Origin of the sequence: Microbacterium sp. CFBP 13617 (assembly GCF_014839445.1) — a bacterium.
In the GTDB taxonomy this organism is placed as follows: domain Bacteria; phylum Actinomycetota; class Actinomycetes; order Actinomycetales; family Microbacteriaceae; genus Microbacterium.
This window is the reverse complement of sequence record NZ_JACYNW010000002.1, coordinates 1-17610: the sequence shown is the minus strand read 5'-3', so window position 1 is coordinate 17610 and position 17610 is coordinate 1. Positions and strand designations below refer to the sequence as shown.

The 17610-nt window shown below is 69.5% G+C and carries 14 protein-coding genes; 2 read left to right on the top strand and 12 right to left on the bottom strand.

The window, feature by feature from the left end; translation table 11 throughout:
- The 3 genes from uvrC to IFU40_RS04590 form a co-directional block, all read right to left on the bottom strand.
- Window positions 1-1926 carry an excinuclease ABC subunit UvrC gene (uvrC, locus tag IFU40_RS04600; RefSeq protein WP_191925572.1) on the bottom strand — a complete coding sequence of 642 codons (1926 nt, stop codon included), beginning with the start codon at window positions 1924-1926 and terminating at the stop codon, window positions 1-3.
- A 21-nt stretch (window positions 1927-1947) separates the two neighbouring features.
- Entirely contained in the window at window positions 1948-4917 is a 2970-nt protein-coding gene (gene uvrA / locus IFU40_RS04595) for an excinuclease ABC subunit UvrA (protein ID WP_070408073.1), read from the bottom strand.
- Window positions 4918-5000: 83 nt separating this feature from the next.
- The gene (locus IFU40_RS04590) at window positions 5001-5429 is read right to left on the bottom strand and encodes a MarR family winged helix-turn-helix transcriptional regulator (RefSeq protein WP_055940067.1); all 429 of its coding nucleotides are present in this window, start codon (window positions 5427-5429) and stop codon (window positions 5001-5003) included.
- 36 nt (window positions 5430-5465) lie between these two features.
- Between IFU40_RS04590 and IFU40_RS04585 the strand changes: the two genes are divergently transcribed.
- Window positions 5466-5702, top strand: a complete 237-nt coding sequence (locus IFU40_RS04585) for a hypothetical protein (protein WP_055837761.1) — start codon at window positions 5466-5468, stop codon at window positions 5700-5702.
- A gap of 137 nt (window positions 5703-5839) precedes the next feature.
- Here IFU40_RS04585 and IFU40_RS04580 read toward each other — a convergent pair whose 3' ends face one another.
- The 3 genes from IFU40_RS04580 to coaE all read right to left on the bottom strand — a co-directional run bounded on the left by IFU40_RS04580 (window position 5840) and on the right by coaE (window position 9070).
- Window positions 5840-6262 carry a VOC family protein gene (locus tag IFU40_RS04580; RefSeq protein WP_070408075.1) on the bottom strand — a complete coding sequence of 141 codons (423 nt, stop codon included), beginning with the start codon at window positions 6260-6262 and terminating at the stop codon, window positions 5840-5842.
- A gap of 57 nt (window positions 6263-6319) precedes the next feature.
- Window positions 6320-8389, bottom strand: coding sequence for an excinuclease ABC subunit UvrB (gene uvrB / locus IFU40_RS04575; RefSeq protein WP_055837767.1), 2070 nt, complete (start codon window positions 8387-8389; stop codon window positions 6320-6322).
- 78 nt (window positions 8390-8467) lie between these two features.
- The gene (gene coaE / locus IFU40_RS04570; RefSeq protein ID WP_191925571.1) at window positions 8468-9070 is read right to left on the bottom strand and encodes a dephospho-CoA kinase; all 603 of its coding nucleotides are present in this window, start codon (window positions 9068-9070) and stop codon (window positions 8468-8470) included.
- Window positions 9071-9186: 116 nt separating this feature from the next.
- On the opposite strand from coaE, the gene IFU40_RS04565 reads away from it, so the two are divergent.
- Window positions 9187-9555 (top strand): response regulator transcription factor, encoded by a 369-nt coding sequence (locus IFU40_RS04565; RefSeq protein WP_055837772.1) that lies wholly within the window; start codon window positions 9187-9189, stop codon window positions 9553-9555.
- 37 nt (window positions 9556-9592) lie between these two features.
- Here IFU40_RS04565 and IFU40_RS17170 read toward each other — a convergent pair whose 3' ends face one another.
- The 6 genes from IFU40_RS17170 to IFU40_RS04535 all read right to left on the bottom strand — a co-directional run bounded on the left by IFU40_RS17170 (window position 9593) and on the right by IFU40_RS04535 (window position 17463).
- Window positions 9593-10756 (bottom strand): diguanylate cyclase domain-containing protein, encoded by a 1164-nt coding sequence (locus tag IFU40_RS17170; protein WP_191925570.1) that lies wholly within the window; start codon window positions 10754-10756, stop codon window positions 9593-9595.
- The gene (locus IFU40_RS04555) at window positions 10753-12360 is read right to left on the bottom strand and encodes a sensor histidine kinase (RefSeq protein WP_191925569.1); all 1608 of its coding nucleotides are present in this window, start codon (window positions 12358-12360) and stop codon (window positions 10753-10755) included. Before IFU40_RS04555 ends, IFU40_RS17170 begins: the two co-directional genes overlap by 4 nt.
- Window positions 12361-12457: 97 nt before the next feature.
- Window positions 12458-13171 carry a hypothetical protein gene (locus IFU40_RS04550; RefSeq protein ID WP_249404099.1) on the bottom strand — a complete coding sequence of 238 codons (714 nt, stop codon included), beginning with the start codon at window positions 13169-13171 and terminating at the stop codon, window positions 12458-12460.
- Between the two features lie 103 nt (window positions 13172-13274).
- Entirely contained in the window at window positions 13275-13826 is a 552-nt protein-coding gene (locus IFU40_RS04545) for a GIY-YIG nuclease family protein (protein ID WP_191925568.1), read from the bottom strand.
- Between the two features lie 35 nt (window positions 13827-13861).
- Window positions 13862-16126 (bottom strand): maltose alpha-D-glucosyltransferase, encoded by a 2265-nt coding sequence (gene treS / locus IFU40_RS04540; protein WP_194716863.1) that lies wholly within the window; start codon window positions 16124-16126, stop codon window positions 13862-13864.
- Window positions 16127-16251: 125 nt separating this feature from the next.
- Window positions 16252-17463, bottom strand: coding sequence for an MFS transporter (locus IFU40_RS04535; protein ID WP_342343478.1), 1212 nt, complete (start codon window positions 17461-17463; stop codon window positions 16252-16254).
- Between the last annotated feature and the right edge of the window lie 147 nt (window positions 17464-17610).

Here is a 17610-nt window from a genome sequence, read left to right as displayed (position 1 = left end):
CTACCGAGACAGGTGCGTGTGGATGGCCTCGGCCAGTGTCGGCCCGATACCCGGAAGCTCCGTGATCTCGTCGGGTGTGGCGTTCCTCAACGCCGAGACCGACCCGAAGTGGCGCAGCAGCGCCTTGATGCGGGTGTCGCCGAGCCCCGGCACCTCGGTGAGCACGCTCGTGATGTCGCGCTTGCGGCGCTTGCGTTGATGCACGATCGCGAACCGGTGGGCCTCGTCGCGCAGGCGCTGCAGCAGGTACAGGGCCTCGGAGGTGCGCGGCAGGATCACCGGGTACTCCTCCCCCGGCAGCCACACCTCCTCGAGACGCTTGGCGATCCCGCAGAGCGCGATCTCCTCGTGTCCCGCGTCGGCCAGCGCCCGTGCGGCGGCCGCGACCTGGGGCTGACCGCCGTCGACGACGAGCAGCTGCGGGCGATACGCGAAGCGGGGGCGCTTCCGCGCCGTCACGACGTCGCCGTCGGCCGTGGCCTCTTCGGAGTCGGGCGACGTCACGATCGCGCCGTCGATCGTCTCGGGCTCGATCTCGTCGGGTCGGTCCAGGTACGCCACGCGTCGCGTGAGCACTTGGTACATCGAGTCGGTGTCGTCGGTCGTCTCGGCGACCCCGAACGAGCGGTACTGGTCTTTGCGGGGAAGCCCGTCTTCGAAGACCACCATCGAGGCCACGACGTTGGTCCCCGACAGGTGTGAGATGTCGAAGCACTCGATGCGCAACGGCGCCTCGGTCATGCCGAGCGCCTCCTGCAGGTCGGTGAGAGCCTGCGACCGGGCGACGTAATCACTCGTGCGCCGCGTCTTGTGCAGCATCAGCGCCTGCTGCGCGTTGAGGGTGGCGGTCTTGAGCAGGTCGGCCTTGCGCCCGCGCTGGGCGACCTGCAGCGTCACCGGGCGGCCGCGTCGCTCGCGCAGCCAGTCCTCGAGCTGCGGGGCGTCGTCGGGCAGCTCGGGAACCATCACTTGGCGCGGGATGTCGGCGGCATCCGCATCGCCGTAGGTGCGCTGCAGCACCTGGTCGACGAGGTCGGCGCCCGAGATGTCGATCTCTTTCTCGATCGTCGTGGCGCGCACACCGCGCACGCGCCCGCCCCGCACGACGAAGTGCTGCACGGTGGCGGCGAGCTCGTCTTCGGCGATGCCGAAGAGATCGGCGTCGGTGTCGGGCGCCAGCACCAGGGCGCTCTTGCCCAGCACGGCGTCGATGGCCTGCAGACGGTCTCGGTAGAGGGCGGCGGCCTCGTAGTCCATCGCCGCCGACGCCTCTTTCATGCGGGCGGTGAGCTCGCGCGCGAAACGCTGGTCGCCGCCCGACATGAAGGCGACGAAATCGTCGACCATCGCGCGGTGCTCGGCGATGGTGACCTTCATCGAGCAGGGTCCGCCGCAGCGGCCGATCTGCCCGGGGAAGCACGGCCGCCCCGAGGCCATGGCCTTCTTGTACGACGAATCGCTGCAGGTGCGGATCGGGAAGACCTTGATCATCAGGTCGATCGTGTCGTGCACCGCCCACACCTTGGGGTACGGCCCGAAGTACTTCGCCCCGCGGATCTTGGGGTTGCGGGTCACGATCACTCGCGGCGCCTCGTCGGCGAGGGTGATCGCCATGAAGGGGTACGACTTGTCGTCACGGTAGCGCACGTTGAAGGGCGGATCGAACTCTTTGATCCACATGAACTCGAGCTGCAGCGAGTCGATGTCGCTGGGCACGACCGTCCACTCCACGCTCGCCGCGGTCGTGACCATGCGGCGGGTGCGTTCGTGCAGCGAGTGCAGGGGCGCGAAGTAATTCGACAACCGGGCGCGCAGATTCTTGGCCTTGCCGACGTACAGCACACGGCCCTCGGCATCGCGGAACCGGTAGACCCCCGGGTTGGTGGGGATCTCGCCGGCTTTCGGACGATAGGGCAGGTGCGACATCCGTTCTCGGGATGCCACGGCTCAGCCCGCCGCGCTCACGAGCTCCGGCTCGGCGCGTGCGGCGTCGAGCGCGGCGGCGTTGCGCTGCGTCCCCGTGCGTCCGGACTCCAGCAGCTCGGCCAGGAACGCACCCGTGTGGCTCGCCTCGACCTTCGACACCTGCTCGGGGGTTCCGGTCGCGACGACCATGCCGCCGCCGGAGCCGCCCTCGGGGCCGAGGTCGATCACCCAGTCGGAGCTCTTGATCACGTCGAGGTTGTGCTCGATGACGATCACGGTGTTGCCCTTGTCGACGAGGCCGTTGAGCACCTTGAGCAGCAGCGAGACGTCTTCGAAGTGCAGGCCCGTGGTCGGCTCGTCGAGCACGTAGATCGACCGACCGTTGCTCCGGCGCTGCAGCTCGGTGGCGAGCTTCACGCGCTGCGCCTCACCACCCGACAGGGTCGTCGCCGACTGCCCGAGGCGCACGTAGCCGAGGCCCACGTCGACGAGCGTCTTGAGGTAGCGGTGGATGGCCTGGATGGGCTCGAAGAACTCGGCGGCCTCGGCGATCGGCATCTCGAGCACCTCGGCGATGTTCTTGCCCTTGTAGTGCACCGACAGGGTGTCGCGGTTGTACCGCTTGCCGTGGCAGACCTCGCAGTCGACGTACACGTCGGGCAGGAAGTTCATCTCGATCTTCAGCGTGCCGTCGCCCGAGCAGGCCTCGCAGCGTCCGCCCTTGACGTTGAAGCTGAAGCGCCCGGCCTGGTAGCCGCGCACCTTCGCCTCGGGCGTCTCGCTGAACAGGCTGCGCACGCGGTCGAACACGCCGGTGTAGGTCGCCGGGTTCGAGCGCGGGGTGCGGCCGATGGGCGCCTGATCGACGTGCACGACCTTGTCGAGGTTGTCGAGCCCGGTGACGCGCGTGTGCTTGCCGGGAACGCGGCGGGCACCGTTGAGCTTCGAGGCGAGCACTTCGTACAGGATGCCGTTGACCAGCGTCGACTTGCCCGAGCCGCTGACGCCGGTGACGGCCGTCAGCACCCCGAGCGGGAAGTCGACCGTGACGTTCTGCAGGTTGTTCTCGCGTGCACCGACGACCGTCACCTGACGTTTCTTGTCGATCTTGCGGCGCTTCTTGGGCGCCTCGATCGCGCGGCGTCCCGAGAGGTACGCGCCGGTGAGGGAGTTCTCGTCGGTCAGGAGCCCGGCGAGGGGGCCGGAGTGCACGACATTGCCGCCGTCGACGCCGGCCCGGGGACCGATGTCGACGACCCAGTCGGCCGCGTGGATGGTCTCTTCGTCGTGCTCGACGACGATGAGGGTGTTGCCGAGGTCGCGCAGCGTCTCGAGCGTCTGGATCAGGCGGCGGTTGTCGCGCTGGTGCAGACCGATCGAGGGCTCGTCGAGCACGTAGAGTACGCCGGTGAGGCCGGAGCCGATCTGCGTGGCCAGTCGAATGCGCTGCGCCTCGCCGCCTGACAGCGTTCCGGCCGCCCGACCGAGACTGAGGTAGTTGAGGCCGACCTGCAGCAGGAAGTCGAGGCGGGCGCGGATCTCGCGCAGCACGGCGGCGGCGATGGTGGCCTCACGGGCCGTGAGCTTCAGCTTCGAGAAGAACTCCCGGGCGTCGGCGAGGCTCATGCGCGAGGCCGCGGCGATCGACGTGTCGTCGACGAGCACCGCCAGCACCTCGGGCTTGAGACGGTCGCCGTCGCAGACGGCGCAGGGGACCTCGCGCAGGTACTCCGACCACCGCTGACGCTGCGTGTCGGATTCGGCCTGCAGGTACTGCCGCTCGATGTAGGGCACGACGCCCTCGAAGCCCGACGCGTACCGCATCTCACGGCCGTAACGGTTCTTCCACTTGACCGTGACCTTGTAGTTCTCGCCGCGCAGCACGGCCTGCTGCACGTCGTGCGAGAGCTTGCGCCACGGGGTGTCGAGCGAGAAGTCGAGGTCGCGCGCGAGTCCCTCGAGCAGGCGCTCGTAGTACTGGAAAAGCCCCTTGCCCTGCGTGGTCCACGGGAGGATCGCCCCTTCGCGGATCGACAGATCTTCGTCGCCGAGCATGAGGTCGACGTCGACCGACATGCGCGTGCCGAGGCCGGAGCACACCGGGCAGGCGCCGAACGGGGCGTTGAACGAGAAGGTGCGCGGCTCGATCTCGGTCAGCTGCAGCGGGTGGCCGTTGGGGCACGCGAGCTTCTCGGAGAACGACTGCCAGGCGTCGTCGCCCTCTTCGTCGACGAAGTTCACCTGCATGATGCCACCGGCCAGGCCCATGGCCGTCTCGACCGAGTCGGTGACGCGGCTCAGGTTGTCTCCGGATGCCACGAGTCGGTCGACGACGACGGCGATGTCGTGCTTGTAGCTCTTCTTCAGCGTCGGCGGCTCGGCGAGCTGCACGAGGTCACCGTCGACGACGGCGCGGGCGTAACCCTTCGCACTGAGCTCCTTGAAGAGGTCGACGAACTCGCCCTTCTTCTGCGTGACCACGGGGGCGACGATCTGGTACCGCGTGCGCTCGGGCAGTTCCATGAGTTGATCGGCGATCTGCTGCACGGTCTGACGCTGGATGCGCGCGCCGCAGTCGGGGCAGTGGGGGACGCCGATGCGCGCCCACAGCAGACGCATGTAGTCGTGGATCTCGGTGATCGTGCCCACCGTGGATCGCGGATTGCGGTTGGTCGACTTCTGGTCGATCGAGACCGCCGGGCTGAGTCCCTCGATGAAGTCGACGTCGGGCCGGTCGACCTGGCCGAGGAACTGACGTGCGTAGGCGCTCAGGGACTCGACGTAGCGTCGCTGGCCCTCGGCGAAGATCGTGTCGAACGCGAGGCTCGACTTTCCCGAACCGGACAGCCCCGTGAACACGACGAGCGAGTCGCGCGGAATGTCGAGGTCGACGTTCTTCAGGTTGTGGACACGGGCACCCCGAACGCTCAGCTTTCCGCTGGTGCCGGAGTTCGCTGACGACGAGGGAGAGGAAACGGGAACGATGGGCACGTGTTAAGTGTAGGTCGGGCCTCCGACATCGGCCCCGGGTTCGCACCCGGCGCACGGATGTGCATGCCCGCGCCCGGTCTTTCTCAGTCGCGCGGCGAGGCGGCGAAGGGCGCGAGATCATCGCGCAGGGCGACGAGCTGACGCTCGTCGATGCCGACGCGCGCCATGATCTGCGCGGGCACCGCGAGCGCGCGTTCGCGCAGCGCCCGACCCTCGTCCGTCAGGTCGATGTCGAGCACGCGCTCGTCGGTGGCCCGCCGGGTACGCGCGACGCGCCCCTGCGCCTCGAGTCTCTTGACGAGCGGCGAGAGCGTGGCCGGCTCCATGGCGAGTTCGGCAGCGAGGTCGCCGAGCGATCGCGGGGCGCGCTGCCACAGCGCGAGCATGACCAGGTACTGCGGGTGCGTCAGCCCGAGCGGCTCGAGCACGGGGCGATAGATCGACACCACGTTGCGCGCGGCCGTCACGAGCGCGAAGCACACCTGGTTCTCGAGCTTCAGGGGATCGTCCATCACCGCACCTTCCCATTCGTTAGTACACTAAAGATCATGACACGAAAGGATGCCGATCGCCCACCGCTCCGCGAGCGCGTGCGCGAAGCCGGTGGCTGGTACCAGTACCTCAACACGCGCCTCATCAAGGTGGCCGGCCCGGCATCGGTCGGCCCGTACGAGACGACCCCCGAGCCGGTTCGAACCGGTCGGCCCTGCCCGCTCTGCGGGCACGCGATGACGGAGCACTCGGTCGACCGCACCGGCCCGAAGCCCCTGCTGCACTGCCCCTGACCACGTCCCGGTCGTGCGCACGCACGCGCGCAATCGATGCCCGCGGTTCGTGCGCATGCCAAGCCGTGCGTTCAGCCGAGGCGCAGCGCACGTCAGCCGTGCGCGCAGCAGAGGCGGAGCGCCTCCCGGCCGCGCCGTCAGCCGAGGCGCGGACGCCCGTTCTCGTCGAGGGGCCATCCCGGATTGACCGCGACCTCCCACGGATGCCCGTCGGGGTCGACGAACACACCCGAGTACCCGCCCCACGGCGTCGGCGCACCGCCACGACCGAGGCGTGCGCCGGCGGCAACGGCGGCGTGCAGGATCGCATCGACCTCGTCGGGCCGCCGGACGTTGTGGGCGAGTGTGATGCCACCCCATCCCCCGGCGTCGTCCACGGCGGAGTCCTCGGCGAGCGACGCGCGGGCCCAGAGCGCCACCACCATGCCCCCGGTGTCGAAGAACGCCACCTCACCCTCGACGGAATCCGCGTGGCGTCTCCACCCGAGGCCCTCGTAGAACTCCAGCGACCGAGCCAGGTCGCGCACGCCCAGCGTGATCAGCGACACTCTCTGCTGCATGAGCCCTCCTACGGCATCTCGTGACTCCCCCGGCTGCGCGACGATTCTGCGACCGGGTCAGGCGTGACCGGCCCGCTCCATCGCCCGCAGCTCCTTCTTCATGTCCTGCACCTCGTCGCGCAGTCGGCCGGCGAGCTCGAACTTCAGCTCCGCCGCGGCCGCGAGCATCTGCTGCGTCAGATCGGCGATGGTCGACTCGAGCTGGTCGGCACCCTCGGCGGCGATACCGGTCCGCCGCAGCGACGGAGTCGGCGACTTGCCCTTTCCCCCCTTGTCGGTGCGGGCGAGCAGCTTCTTGGTGTCGGAGGCCTCGCGGTTGAGCACGTCGGTGATGTCGGCGATCTTCTTGCGCAGCGGCTGCGGGTCGATCCCGTGCTCCAGGTTGTAGGCGACCTGCTTCTCTCGGCGGCGCTCGGTCTCTTCGATGGCCTTCTGCATCGAGTCGGTCATGCGGTCGGCGTACATGTGCACCTCGCCCGACACGTTTCGCGCCGCGCGGCCGATCGTCTGGATGAGCGAGGTGCCACTGCGCAGGAACCCCTCTTTGTCGGCATCCAGAATCGCCACCAGGGAGACCTCGGGAAGGTCGAGCCCCTCGCGCAGGAGGTTGATGCCCACCAGCACGTCGTAGACGCCGGCTCGCAGCTCGGTCAGCAGCTCGACGCGGCGCAGGGTGTCGACGTCGGAGTGCAGGTAGCGCACGCGCACCCCGTGCTCGCCGAGGAAGTCGGTGAGCTCCTCCGCCATCTTCTTCGTCAGGGTCGTCACGAGCACGCGCTCATCGCGTTCGACACGCACCCGGATCTCTTCGAGCAGGTCGTCGATCTGCCCCTTCGAGGGCTTCACTATGATCTCGGGATCCACCAGCCCCGTGGGGCGGATGATCTGCTCCACGACACCGTCGGCGATCCCCATCTCGTACCGCCCCGGCGTCGCCGAGAGGTACACCGCCTGCCCGATGCGCTCCTTGAACTCGTCCCAGCGGAGCGGTCGGTTGTCCATGGCGCTGGGGAGGCGGAAGCCGTGCTCGACGAGTGTGCGCTTTCGCGAGGCGTCGCCCTCGTACATGGCCCCGATCTGCGGAACTGTCACGTGCGACTCGTCGATCACCAGCAGGAAGTCGTCGGGGAAGAAGTCGAGCAGGGTGTGCGGCGGGTCGCCGGGCATGCGGCCGTCCATGTGACGCGAGTAGTTCTCGATCCCGGAGCAGAAGCCCAGCTGCTGCAGCATCTCGAGGTCGAACGTCGTGCGCATGCGCAGCCGCTGCGCCTCGAGCAGCTTGCCCTGGGACTCGAACTCTTTGAGTCGCTCCTCGAGCTCGTGCTCAATGGTGCCGATGGCGCGCTGGACCGTCTCGGTACCGGCCACGTAGTGCGAGGCCGGGAAGATCGGCACGGAGTCCATCTTCTCGATGACGTCGCCCGTGAGCGGGTGCAGCGTGTACAGCGCCTCGATCTCGTCGCCGAACATCTCGATGCGGATGGCGTACTCCTCGTACACCGGGATGATCTCGATCGTGTCGCCGCGCACGCGGAAGTTCCCGCGCGAGAAGTCGACGTCGTTGCGGTTGTACTGCATCGAGATGAACTTGCGGATCAGCGCGTCGCGGTCGTAGCGCTCCCCCACCTGCAACGCGACCATGGCGCGCAGATACTCCTCGGGCGCACCGAGGCCGTAGATGCAGGACACCGTCGACACAACGATGACGTCGCGGCGGGACAGGAGGGAGTTGGTGGTGGAGTGCCGCAGACGCTCGACCTCGGCGTTGATCGAGCTGTCCTTCTCGATGAACGTATCGGTCTGCGGGACGTACGCCTCGGGCTGGTAGTAGTCGTAGTACGACACGAAGTACTCGACGGCGTTGTTGGGCATGAGCTCTCGGAACTCGTTCGCCAGCTGCGCGGCCAGGGTCTTGTTGTGCGCCAGCACCAGGGTGGGGCGCTGCACCTGTTCGACCAGCCACGCCGTCGTGGCCGACTTGCCGGTTCCGGTCGCGCCCAGCAGGACCACGTCGGTCTCGCCGGCGTTGATGCGCGCGGCGAGGTCGGCGATCGCGTGTGGCTGATCGCCGGAGGGGGTGTATTCGCTGATGACCTCGAAGGGGCGAACGGATCGGGTGGCCTGCATGCTTCCAGCGTAGGCGGGGCCTCCGACATCGGGGGCGGGTTGCGTTCGCCCTGGGCGAGCGCGCCGGCGCGATCGCCCTCAGCCGGCCTCGGCCACGCGCGCCCAGAGCTCGTCGACCTGGCGGCGCGTGGCATCGAGGTCGGCGGCGGTGTCGATGACCACATCGGCCAGGGCGAGGCGTTCGTCGTCGCTGACCTGCGATGCGATCCGCGCACGCGCGTCGTCCTCGCTCATCCCCCGGGTCTCGACCAGACGCCGCACGCGCACCGCCGCCGGGGCGTGGGCGACGACGACGAGATCCCACTCGTCGCCCGCCCGCGCCTCGGCGAGCAGGGGGACGTCGTAGACGACGACGGCCTCGGGGTCGGCGTCGAGCGCCGCCCGGAAGCGCCGGACCGACTCCGCCCGCACCGCGGGATGCACGATCGCGTTCAACGCGGCCAGTCGATCGGGGTGCCCGAACACGCGAGCACCCAGCGCCGCGCGGTCCAGCGATCCGTCGGCGCGGAGCACCTCGGGGCCGAACTCCGCGGCGATGCCGTCGAGGACCGGGGTCCCCGGCGCCTGCACTTCGCGCACGATCGCGTCGGCGTCGACGACGACGGCGCCCTTGGCGGCGAGAAAACCGGAGATGGTGGACTTGCCCGAGGCGATTCCGCCCGTCAACGCGAGAAGAGGCACGATCCGAGGATGCCATACCTCGGCCCTCGCGCCCGGAGACGTCCCGCGGGCGGAGCGTGGTCTAGCATTCGTCCAGAGGCGGGATCTTCTCCGGCCCCCACCGAGGAAGCACGACGATGACCGACCCGAACATCACGGTGGTGATCGAGGACGACCTCGACATCCGCACGCTGATCGCCGCGGTGCTCGAGAGCGCGGGCTTCGTCGTGCACACGGCCCCGAACGGCTTCGACGGGATCGATCTCGTCCAACGTTACGATCCGGCCGTGACCACGCTCGATGTGAGCATGCCCGGCATCGACGGGTTCGAGACGGCCCGGCGGATCCGCGAGTTCAGCTCCACGAAAATCCTGATGGTGAGTGCCCGCGTCGACGAACTCGAGCAGCTCTCGGGCCGCGATGCCGGCGCCGACGACTACCTCACGAAACCCTTCCGCCCGCGAGAGTTGCGCGAGCTCGTCCAGAAGCTCGTGGCGTCGAGCTGAGCGACGCCGGGCGACGCCCGGGCGGGCCCGCCCGCGTTCAGTGCCCGGTGAGGCCGAACGGCTGATCGCCCGTGAGCGCCGCCTGCGCCGCCGCGGCGTCGGCCCGCTCGGACAGGACCGCGGCGTCGTGCCCGTGCTCGTCCGAGAGCGCCATCCCGACCCCGACGACCGGGACGACCGACGCCCCCACCCCCGCCAGGTCGGCGATCACCCGCGCGTGCAGCACACGCGCGGCGCGGCGTACGTCGGTCGTCGGCGTGGTCGTGAACGCCACGTTCAGCCCCGTGGCATCCATCTCCCCCACCAGCGCCATCGTGGGCGCGTGGCGGCGGACCGACGCCCAGAGCTCGCGGGCGATCCCCTCGCCTTCGTCGGGCCCGAAGGCGGTCACCACGCGACGCAGGTCGTCGATGCGGATGCCGATGACGCACACGCCCTCGCCCGCCCGTTCCGCCCGCGCACAGGTGATGGCCAGAGCGGCTTCGAACGATTCGCGCAACAGCACGCCGTTGCGATCGACGGAGAGTCGGCGGATGTCGGGCAGTCCGCGCAGCGCCGACTCGTTCGCGCGCAGCGCCGAGGTGACGATGACCGCGGCGATCACCAGGGTCATGGTGAGCAGTGCGGACACGCGGGTGTCGAAGACGGTGCGGAACAGGTCGCTGTCGGGGCCGACGGTGACGAAGACCACGCTGCGGGCGAGGAACCAGACCGCTTCCACGCTCAGCACCAGGGTGAGCCCGCCCGAACTCCAGCGTCGGCCGATGGCGGCGCGCCGCGTCTCGACGGCGCCGGCGATCGCGAACAGGGCGTTGCCGAGGAAGTACGGCACGGCACCGGCCCATTCGCCGCCCTCGGGGCCGGCGATGAGCGCGGCCGAGATGACGATGAAAACCGTCACCGCCATTACGACGGCGGGCGCCCTCATGGCGTGCCGGTTGTACGACACGCACCCCAGCCAGATGAAACCGGTGGCGGCGACGAAGGCGCCGTTGCCGAGCGCGACGGCCATCCATGCGTCGGGGAGGAGCATCCACGCCAGATAGCAGACGGCCGACAGCGTGCCCGACAGGTAGGCGCCCGCCCACAACCGTCCCGGCGGGGAATCCTGCGACATGAGGGTGTCGAGCAGGAACATGACGGTGGACACGACGATGACGAGCGACGCCGCCGCCTGCAGCGTCAGCACGTCGAGGTTCACCCCTCTTCTCCGGTCCGGGGAAGCCGCACGGCGAAGGCGGCGCCGTCACCGGGTGCGGTGCGCACCGTGATCTCGCCGCCGTGGGCTCGCACGATGTCGCGACTGATGGCCAGCCCCAGCCCGCTCCCGTGCGTCGAGGACTTGCGCACGGCGTCACCGCGGAAGAAGCGCTCGAACAGACGCGCCTGCTCGCTCACGCTGATGCCCGGGCCGTCGTCGGCGACCACGACGGTCACGGATCGGGCATCCGCCGTCACGGTGACGGCCACCGCTCCGCCGCGTGGGTTGTACTTGACCGCGTTGGAGAGCAGGTTGTCGATCACCTGCCGCACCCGGTGCGCGTCGACGACGGCGATGACTCCGTCGTCGATCCCCGTTCCGTCGAGGCGGATCTGCTGTTCGACGGCGCGCGGCATGATCGAGTGGATGGCGGTGCGGACCAGGGCCGAGACATCGGCCGGCGCACGTTCCAGGTCGACCCCGAAGCCCTCTCCCGACGCCGTGGACAGGGCGAGGATGTCGGCGACCAGTTCCGACAGACGTGCCGCATTGCGCTCGGCCACTTCGAGCCGCTCCCGGGTGGCCTCGGTGATCGTGTCGTCGTCGAGGGCCAGATCGAGGTACCCGAGGATCGAGGTCAGCGGGGTGCGCAGCTCGTGCGAGACGCTCGCGACGAAGTCCTCCCGGATGCGACGCGCCTGCTCCTCCACGGTGACGTCGCGCGACACGATGATGCCGCCGGCATCCTCGCCCGCCCGAGCGGGGAGACGCCGCGCGGTGACGCTCAGCGCGCGGCGGCCCTCGCCGGGCTGTCCGTACCAGACGAGCTCGCCCTCGAAGGCTTCGCCGGCGCGCGCGCGGGCCAGCGGGGCGTCCCGCGGCGCGATGGGCGTCGCGCCGTCCGCGGCGAAGACGGCCAGGTCGCGTCCCAGGGCGTCGACGGGGTCGAGCAGGCGCGCGTGCGCGGTGTTCGTGACCACGAGCTCCCCCGTCGGCGTCACGCTCGTGACGCCGAAGTCGACGGCATCCAGCACCTCGGTGACCAGATCCTCCTGTCGGCGCGACCGGTCGACGGCGCGCCGGAGCTCGGTGGACTGCTTCTCCAGCAGAGCACGTTGGGCGCGGGTCCGGCGGGAGGTCAAGTGCGCCATGGATGCCAGAGCGGCGAGGGTGAAGGGAAGGATCAGCGTGGAGGCGCTGAAGCGTTGCAGGGGGTCGGTCGCCAACTGCTGCAACATGACCGCGCAGATCACCGCGGTGAACGCGATCACGCCGCGCAGGCCGAGGATCATGCCCACCCAGATCGCGGGGAAGGCCCAGAGCAGACCCACTCCGGCGAGGGGAGCGCCCACACGCAGCATGGCGACCGCGAGCACGTCGACGATGGGCACGAGACCGACGGTCCACCACGGAATCCGCTGCCACGGCGCCAGGACGCTGACGATGGCGACGATGAAGATCACTGCCGCACCGGCGACGAAGAAGGGGCCCGAGACGACCTGACCGAGCGCGATCGACACCACGACAACGATCAGGGTCGCTGCCGACAGAAGCAACTGGTTCGACAGGATGCTGCGACGGAGGCCGAGACGCTCACTGTTCATGGTGCGCCATGGCCTCGACCATAGCCTTTTCATTGGCTCGGTGGGGGCGCGGGCACCCGTGGCGCGCAGAAATGGCGCCCGTCGCGCAGCGCTCGGTTCAGAAGCCGAAGTCTCCCCCGAAATCACCGCCGAAGTCGCCGCCGAAGTCACCGCCTCCGAAATCGCCCCCGCCGGCGTCCACGGCGCCGGCGTCACCCTCGCCCCCGGTGGAGTCGGCGACGGCCGAATCGGCGGACGCCCCGTCGGCGAATCCGGCGTCGTAGCCGGGATCGAAGAGCGCGCCCACGAGCGCGGACCCCACCACGTAGCCGCCGATGGTGCCGAGCATCGAGGCCCCGAGCATCGATCCGAACCCGGGTCCACCCCCGAACGACCGCCCGCCGAAGGTGCGCTCCATGAAACCCGGCTGCGTGTACTCGGCGCGGGTCGCCGCGCGGGCCAACGACGACGGATCGTCGCCGGTCGGTCGCTCCGACGCCGGCAGGCCGGCGGACATCTCCTGCAGCACCTGTTGGCGCTGTGCGGGAGTCAACCGGCCGAACGCCTCGGCGTGCACCTGCTCGACGGTCTCGGGCGGCGCCGTGCGCAGAAGGTAGCGGTACCGCTCGACGGCCTGGCGATCCTCGTCGGATCCGGCGACGGGGCCCTCGACTGAGCTCGACGTCGCCCCGGCCGAGGTCTGGGGCGGAGGTGGCGCGTAGCGACCGTCACCGTCGCGCAGTCCGCTGGCCGCCTGCCGGGGTGCGGGTGGCACGACGGGGCCGCGCTCAGGGGTGTCGCCGGAGCCGAACAGTCGATCGAGGAAGCCCATCAGATCCCTTTCCCGGGTGGTGTCCGCTCACGGTAGAAGGCGCGGCTTGGAGCGGGCTGGGGCTTGTGCCGTGCGCCCCGGCTCCCCGCCGACTCCCCGGGTGTCATCCCCGTCGGGCGAGAGCCTCGCTCGTCCACAGCGCGTATCGCGCCCAGGGGTCGTCGACCCCCTCGGCCAGAGCCGCCACGTGTGCCGACAGCGCCGGGCTGCGGCGGAACCATTCCGTCCGGTCGAATCGGTCGTCGGCGAACTGGGCGTGCCGACGGCGTTCGACCAGACGATCGCCGAGTTCGAACGTCAGCAGCTCGTCGTGCCAGATCGCGGCCAGGCGTTGGCGAGGGCGGGCCGAGGTGCCGATCTTGATGCGGTCGCCGAATCGCAGGTAGTAGACGACGTCGACGCGCGGCGGCGGGAGCTCACCGTCGATCGGATCCCCGTGCCGCCATTCGCACACGGCGCACAGCCACCCACTCGGCCACCGCACCCCCAGACGCGATCCGCAGAGGATGCAGGGGGTCGGGAGCAGATCGGTCACCCCGTCGGCGGATGCCGCCCACTCGGCGCTGACGGCCAGATGCCACGCGCAGAGCGAGACGGGGGCGTCGGCGACGGCGGGCCCGAGGCAGCGATCGGCGAGACAGTCGGGGGCGGACACGGCTCCACGCTACGTCCGGCCCCCGACATCGGGGCTCACTCCCCCGCGACCGGGGCCTCCAGCGTCAGGAAGAGCCCGGCGTACGGCCCCAGCTCGAGCGAGAAGCTCTGCAGTTCGTCGACGCGACCCACCACGTCGCCCGTCTCGGCGTCGACGGCGGTGCTCTGCGGGACCAACCACTCGGAGCGCACCGTTCCCTCGATCGTCTCGCCCGAGAAGTTCAGCACCGTGATCTGCAGCGGGGCCTCGTCGAGGTGCTTGTCGCCACCGTCGAGCCGGTGCACCATCACGAGCATGCTCGGGTGTCCGACCTGCGGGATGTCGACCTGCGAGGCGACGGCGATGCCGTTCTCGCGACGGATCCGCAGCACGTCGCGGAGCCCCGAGAGGAACGAATCGGGGTCGTCCTGCTGGCTGCCCAGCGAGCCGTAGAGCGACCGGGCCCGCGGCATCCCGGATGCCGATGACGAGGCCTCCGGGGCCACGTCGAGCAGGTCGTGCGCCCCGCGCTCGATCCATCGCGTGTCGCCCGACGAGATGAGGTGTCGCACATCGTCGGCGGGGAGGGTCAGGGATCCGGTCAGATCCCATCCCGACAGCGCGAACACCCCGGGCTGCCACGAGTTGTACTTCACCAGCAGCAGGTGGGCGTCGCGGATCGCCGGCACGTCGCTCTCGGAGATCTCGGCGAGAGTCCCCTTGCCCTGCGTCGCCGCGATGAGCGACGTCATCGTGCACGCGATGCCGTTCTGCGTGAAGACGAGGTTGTAGTCGGCCTCGACGGTCAGTTTCTCGGTCAACTCGGATCGCACCATCTCGGCGATCTCGCCGCCGGTGTGCTCGCCGTGACGGAACGGATACAGGGTGTCGCGATGCGTGGTCGCCCAGTGCACCAGCTCATACGTCAGCTCGTCGTGGTTCTGCATGCCGTGCACGAGCTGCGCCGGCTCGAGGCCGGTCTCGAGCGCGGTGGTCAGCGCGAGACGCAGGAACTCCGTGTTGGCCGTCGCCAGAGCGTGGTGGTATCCCGGACGCGTGACGAAGTCGTACGAGAGGTCGGCACCCACCGCACCGGTGTCGCGGATGTCCTCCATCGTGAGGTTCAGTTCCTGGAAGGTGAACCCCCCGACCTTGCGCACCATGCCGGCGATGATGTGGTTCGCCGCGTGCGACAGGGGGTGACCCTCCGACCAGGCCGGAAGACCCTCCGCGCTCTTCTCGACGCCGAGGAAGCCGTTGGCGTCGAGGCGCAGAGCGCTGGTGCCCAGGTCACCGAGCGAGTGCAGCGCGTCGCCGATCACCAGACGCATCCCCGCGAAGGTGGGGTCGAGCCAGTTGATCGACGGCTGGCCCTCCTTGAAGTAGTGCAGGTAGACCCACCGGCGCTCCATTCCGTCGGTGCCGACCACCGGGGCGGTCGCGCTCCAGTTGGTCTCTTTCACGCCCGGCGTGTAGAAGATGACCCGCTGCAGTTCGCCGATGATGTATCCGCGCGCACTGAGCTCGCGCTCGGTGTCGGAGTCGAGGTTGACCGAGTCCCGTCCCGCGGGCACCTCCGGCAGGAGTCCCCAGTCCTCCCGGGGAATCTCGACCATGTGGTAGATGCCGGGGTAGTCCTTGTACGCCATCTCGGCGAGCCGGAAGTCGGCGCCCTTGCCGGTGTGGCCGGGCACGATGTCGTCGATGACGCTGCCACCGTGTGCGTCGGCCACGTCGGCGACGCGGCGGAAAGCGTTCTCATCGCCGAAGTCCGGGTCGATCTGGGTGCTGATGCGGTCGAAGTGGCCGTCGACGCTGGGGGTCTCCTGCCATCCGGTGATCCCGCCGGCCCGCTTCACCGGACCCGTGTGGATGCCGTTGATGCCCACCCACTCGAAGGCCTCCCAGAGCGCCTCGTTGCCGAGGGATTCGAGGAAGGATTCCCCCGGTCGCGTGATCAGCGAGATGGGATAGGCGGTGAACCACACGTCCGTCGAATCGATGGCGCGTCGCGCGTCGGGCCGAGCGTAGGGGTTCCGCCACATCGACGGCTGTCCCGACAGCTGTCGGCTGAGGACGTCGGCGTCTTTGAGCATCGACTGGCGCACGAGCCACTCGACGTACGAGGGGTTCATTCCGTTCGCGTTGCGCGGATCCGTCAGGAACCGTCGCAGAGTTCCCCCTCGGAACTGATCCCGCGGGCGGAGCCTGCGGGGTCGAGCCGGGTACCTCTGCTCGTCGTAACTGATCTCCGACGCGGTCTCGGCCACGTCGTCTGCAGTCACCTCTCCCACCGTCTCGCCATCGGTACCTTGATCCATCGTCCGCTCGTCGGCGTCGTCCACTCCCGACCTCCTCACGTCTGACCTCCGACGCTACCCGGTTCCGGCGACATCGCCCCGGGCCATTGACCTCGGCGGGTCGGATAGGAGAAGGGCTCAGACGGTCACGGCGAGGGGCGAACCGCGCGCAGCGACACGAGGGCGGCGCCGAGAGCCGCGGCGCACATCGCCAAGACCACGACGAGGAACAAGAACCACCCCACCGAGCCGAACACCACGCCGAGCAGCCATCCGAACACGCTCGACCCGGCGTAGTAACCGAGGTAATACAGAGACGACGCCTGCGCGCGCGCCTCGGGCGCGGCCGCGACGGGCGTCCACCCCGATGCCACCGCGTGCGCGCCGAAGAAGCCCGCGGTGAAGAGGATCAACCCCACCACCACGACGACCAGAGCCGGGACCGCCATCAGCGCGACCCCCGTCGCCATCACGCCGATCGAGAGCGCCAGCACGGGGAACCGCCCGTACCGCACGGCCAGGGCCCCCGCCCGTGGAGACGACGCCGTGCCCGCGAGATAGGCGAGGAAGAGCAGGGTGACCAGGGCGGGCGCCAGCGAGAAGGGTGGAGCGGCGAGGTGGAACCCCAGGTAGTTGTAGACCGCCACGAACGCACCCATGAGCAGGAAGCCCTGCGCGTACAGCGCCCGCTGCACCGGGGATCGCAGATTGACGCCGATCCTCCTGCGCACCGTGGGTCCGCGCTCTTCGCGATCGCGCCCCGACACGAAACCCCGCGCACGGGGAATGAGAACCAGGAAGATCACCGCCGCCACGACGCAGACAAGAATGACGGATGCCACTCCCCACCGCCATCCGGCGAGCTCGCCGACCCAACCCGAGACCACCCGGCCCGACAGGCCGCCCACGGTGGTTCCCGCGATGTACGAGCCGGCCGCCGCCGCCACGTGTCGAGGATGCACCTCTTCGCTCAGGTAGGCCAGGGCCACGGCAGGAACCGCACCGAGCGCCGCCCCCTCGAGCAGCCGCAGCGTCAGCAGCACGACGAGGTCGTCGGCGAGCAGGGTCGCCGCCCCGAGCACGGTCGCCAGGACGAGACCGGATGCCATCGCGGGCACCCGACCGATACGGTCGGCGACCAAGGACCAGGGAAGCACCGCGGCCGCCAGCCCTAGCGTCGACGCAGAAACCGTGAGGGCTGCCGAGGCCGGTCCCGACCCGATGTCGTCGGCGATCTGAGGAAGGACCGCTTGGGTGGCGTACAGCTGCGCGAACGTCGCGACGCCGCCGAAGAACAGACCGATCAGCAGCATCCGGTAGTCGCGACTCCCGGGTACGTGCCCCGAGAACGCGCTCACCCCTCGACTCTAGCCAGTCGTCGGGGTACGACGAAGCGCCGGGCGGTGTCCCCCACAACAGGGAACGCCACCCGGCGCTCACACACGAACACCAAATGTGCCCGTAAATGCGAAATGGCCACCCAACATTGGGTGGCCATTCCGACT

Bases quoted from the DNA above. Each gene is read 5' to 3' on its own strand.
- treS (WP_194716863.1), bottom strand. From the start codon at position 16,126: ATGGATCAAGGTACCGATGGCGAGACGGTGGGAGAGGTGACTGCAGAC.
- IFU40_RS04580 (WP_070408075.1), bottom strand. From the start codon at position 6,262: ATGCAGCAGAGAGTGTCGCTGATCACGCTGGGCGTGCGCGACCTGGCT.
- uvrC (WP_191925572.1), bottom strand. From the start codon at position 1,926: ATGTCGCACCTGCCCTATCGTCCGAAAGCCGGCGAGATCCCCACCAAC.
- IFU40_RS04585 (WP_055837761.1), top strand. From the start codon at position 5,466: ATGACACGAAAGGATGCCGATCGCCCACCGCTCCGCGAGCGCGTGCGC.
- uvrB (WP_055837767.1), bottom strand. From the start codon at position 8,389: ATGCAGGCCACCCGATCCGTTCGCCCCTTCGAGGTCATCAGCGAATAC.
- IFU40_RS04565 (WP_055837772.1), top strand. From the start codon at position 9,187: ATGACCGACCCGAACATCACGGTGGTGATCGAGGACGACCTCGACATC.
- IFU40_RS04555 (WP_191925569.1), bottom strand. From the start codon at position 12,360: ATGAACAGTGAGCGTCTCGGCCTCCGTCGCAGCATCCTGTCGAACCAG.
- IFU40_RS04590 (WP_055940067.1), bottom strand. From the start codon at position 5,429: ATGGACGATCCCCTGAAGCTCGAGAACCAGGTGTGCTTCGCGCTCGTG.
- IFU40_RS04550 (WP_249404099.1), bottom strand. From the start codon at position 13,171: ATGGGCTTCCTCGATCGACTGTTCGGCTCCGGCGACACCCCTGAGCGC.